The sequence below is a fragment of the Phyllobacterium sp. P5_D12 genome, from assembly GCF_054049495.1.
This window is the reverse complement of the sequence record NZ_JBFUMG010000490.1, coordinates 1-3350: the sequence shown is the minus strand read 5'-3', so window position 1 is coordinate 3350 and position 3350 is coordinate 1. Positions and strand designations below refer to the sequence as shown.

4 protein-coding genes are annotated in these 3350 nt (G+C 56.5%); 3 read left to right on the top strand and 1 reads right to left on the bottom strand.

Annotation, left to right across the window (positions count from 1 at the left end; translation table 11 throughout):
- On the bottom strand, window positions 1-443 hold a 443-nt coding region (locus ACXJ5O_RS22305; RefSeq protein WP_457301801.1), incomplete at its 3' end, for a motility-associated protein.
- Window positions 444-609: 166 nt separating this feature from the next.
- Here ACXJ5O_RS22305 and ACXJ5O_RS22300 point away from each other — a divergent pair.
- From ACXJ5O_RS22300 to ACXJ5O_RS22290, 3 genes are all read left to right on the top strand, one after another.
- Complete coding sequence (locus ACXJ5O_RS22300; RefSeq protein ID WP_457301800.1) at window positions 610-1392, top strand: DUF1217 domain-containing protein; 783 nt, start codon at window positions 610-612, stop codon at window positions 1390-1392.
- On the top strand, window positions 1389-2114 hold the full coding sequence (flgF, locus tag ACXJ5O_RS22295) for a flagellar basal-body rod protein FlgF (protein WP_457301799.1): 726 nt from the start codon (window positions 1389-1391) through the stop codon (window positions 2112-2114). The genes ACXJ5O_RS22300 and flgF overlap by 4 nt, the downstream gene beginning before the upstream one ends.
- A gap of 13 nt (window positions 2115-2127) precedes the next feature.
- Window positions 2128-3350, top strand: a 1223-nt coding sequence (locus ACXJ5O_RS22290) for a FliI/YscN family ATPase (RefSeq protein ID WP_457301802.1), incomplete at its 3' end; no start/stop codon positions are given.

The window sequence follows — 3350 nt, the reverse complement described above, 5'->3', positions numbered from 1 at the left end:
TCCATCAAGGCTTCGATCTCATGCGAGCGCGCATTGCCTATGATGATGAGGCGGCAATAATCGCAGATGAAATGGGTCAGATCGTGGTTCTTGAGCACGCTTGGAAAAGCTTGGAAAATTGTTGATTCCGTTGGGTTGTCGATGTGAACCTCAACCTCATTGCGCGACTTGGCACGCAATTCCCGCATCAGAGCGTAAAGGACCCCGAGCACATCGAGATAATCCCGCTGCTTGGGAATCTTGTTGGTGAAGGCTTCCATGCAGGCCCGCCCTGTATCCTTGACCGCCGAGAACGGATTGGCCACCAGGAAGGTGCCGAGCGCAGAGCCACCGATGATGACGAATTCCCAAGGTTGCATGAGCACAGCAACATGGCCTCCCATTGCGATAAATCCGCCGAGAAGACATCCCATCGTCACGACGAGTCCAACAAGAATACCCAAGACACTCTCCTGCACGTTTATCGATAAAGCGCTAACAGCGTCGGCTTGCGTGAACCTTGCAGCGATGGGAGTTGTTGCGCCTCCGGCGCGCGAGGATCAGTACCGCCAGCTTCAGGCAAGCTTGATTTGACACATATGAGCCAAATATTTTCAGGAAAGGCGCATCATGATCAATACGATGACGGGCTATAGGCTGATTGCCGCCGACTTGCCGCGTTCGCTCGCCCGCGTCTCCAAGGAGCCCATCGTTCAACGCGAGAGCGATTACTATCTGAACAATATAGGCAATGTGAAATCAATCGATGATTTCATGAAAGACACAAAGCTGTATAACTATGCATTGAAGGCGTTCGGCCTTGAGGATATGGCCTATGCCAAAGCCTTCATCCGCAAGGTGCTCACCGAAGGCATAGACAGCCCCGACAGTTTCGCCAACAAGCTTACGGATCCCCGTTACAAGGAACTCGCGACAGCGTTCAATTTTGTCAAGCTTGGCGACAAGACAACGGCCCAGCCTGAAGTGAAGCAGCCCATCGTCGACAAATATGTGCGCCAGACGTTGGAGGTCGAGACGGGCCAGCAGAATGAGGGCGTGCGGCTGGCGCTGTATTTCGCCCGCAAGGCGCCGACCATTACCAATGCTTTCGAGATACTTGGTGACAAGGCGCTTCTGCAGGTCTTCCAGGCGACCTTCAACATGCCGGCACAGATGTCCAATCTCGACATCGACCGACAGGCCAAACTGGTCGAGGACAAACTTGATCTGAAGGATCTCAAGGACCCCGCCAAGCTCGACAAGCTGTTGACGCGGTTCACTGCCATGTATGAGATGAAGAATCCCTCCACACCGGCGAGCGCACCATCCCTCTTGCTCGGAGGAACCCCCGCCATCGGGATCTCGGCAAGTATTCTAGCGACCTTACAATCCTTCAAGCTGGGTGGTCGTTGATGGAAAATTCGATCTATGTTGGGCTTTCGGCACAAATCTCGCTGGAGCGCCGGCTCGATGCGCTGGCTCACAATGTCGCCAACATGTCGACGCCTGGCTTTCGCGCCACAGGCATGAAGTTCGAGGCAATGGTGTCGAAAGCCGCAGAAAACTCAAGTTTCGTCACGGCCGGTGAGAGCTACATCAAAACCGAAGCCGGTCCAATCACCCAGACAGGCAATCCACTGGATGTGGCTACAAAAGGCGACGTATGGTTTTCCCTCCAGTCACCGGCCGGTCAGGTCTATACGCGCGATGGTCGTATGCAGATGTCGACCACGGGCGAACTCCTCTCCGTGAAGGGCTATCCAATTCTCGATGCAGGTGGGCAGCCATTGACGATCGATCCCAATGGTGGACCGCCTGATATCTCGTCGGATGGAGCGGTCTATCAAAACGGCAAGCAACTGGGCGCGATCGGTCTTTTTACCATTAGCCCGAACGCCAAGCTGACCTATTTCGACAATTCCTCAGTCATTCCGAGCGTCGCGGCGCAGCCTGCCATCGACAATCCCAATGCCGGTGTAATTCAGGGTTCGATCGAGGGCTCGAACGTAGACGCAATCAGCGAAATGACGCGGTTGATGAKTGTATCACGCGCTTTCGAACGTGTTGACGCATTGCTCCGCGGCAGTGAGAACACTTTCTCCGAAGCCATAAAGACGCTCGGATCAAAGACGTGATCGCCGCTTGACCATGCAGTCGCTCGAAGCAGCCTTGCCGACGATACGCCAACGGACGGGCAGCCTTGATACACTGGCAAGGATCGTGTCGCAGATTGTCCAGGAGCGAAATCCGGTTGTTGTCGGCGGCTATGTCAATGAGGTGTCGCGCTCGGCCATCGGGGTTCGTGGGATATCCGACAAGGTTCAACTTGGCGACATCGTGGCAATCCGTGCTGACAGCCAGCTCCACCCGGCCGAGGTTGTCCGGCTCGAACAGACAAGAGTACTGGTTAAGCCGTTCGATGACCGCATCGTGCCATCGCTTGGAACACCGGTCTTCCCGGAAGGACCGTTACGCATCGCCCCTGCACCCGACTGGAAGGGCAGGGTGATCAGTGCTCTGGGATATCCACTCGACAATAAGGGACCATTGTCAGCGGGAACCGACCCAAAACCGGTGGATTGCCCTGCACCGTCAGCGATGAATCGTGGCCGGGTGGAAAGGGGACTGCGCACCGGCGTCAATGTCGTCGATGTCTTCATGYCGATGTGCTTTGGCCAGCGCATGGGCGTTTTCGCCGGGTCTGGCGTTGGCAAATCCACACTGCTCGCCATGATGACCAAAGCCACCGACTTCGATACGGTCGTGCTGGCCCTGACCGGCGAACGCGGGCGCGAAGTGCGGGACATGCTTGAAGACACGATGGCTGGGAAGCTCGAAAAGACCATCGCCGTCATCGCCACGGGCGACGAAAGCCCGATGATGCGCCGGCTTGCACCCAATACGGCAACGGCGATTGCAGAATATTTCCGTGATCGCGGCGAGAATGTTCTGCTGATCGTTGATTCCATCACACGCTTTGCCCATGCGGCGCGGGAAATTGCCATCGCAGCGGGCGAACCACCGGTATCGCGCGGTTATCCACCAAGCGTCTTCAGTCAGTTGCCGCGCCTGCTCGAACGCGCCGGACCTGGTCTCGAAGGGGGCGGCACCATTACCGGCATCTATGCGGTTCTTGTCGACGGCGACGACCACAATGATCCTATCTCCGATGCCATTCGCGGTACGCTTGACGGCCATATCGTTCTTGACCGTGGCATCGCGGCGCGGGGACGGTTTCCTGCGGTCGATATTCTCGGTTCCATCTCTCGCCTTGCACAGCATAACTGGACAACAGAACAACAGAAATTGGTGGCCAGTCTGCGCGGCCTTGTCGCGCGCTATGAGGAAACGCGCGATCTGCGCATGATCGG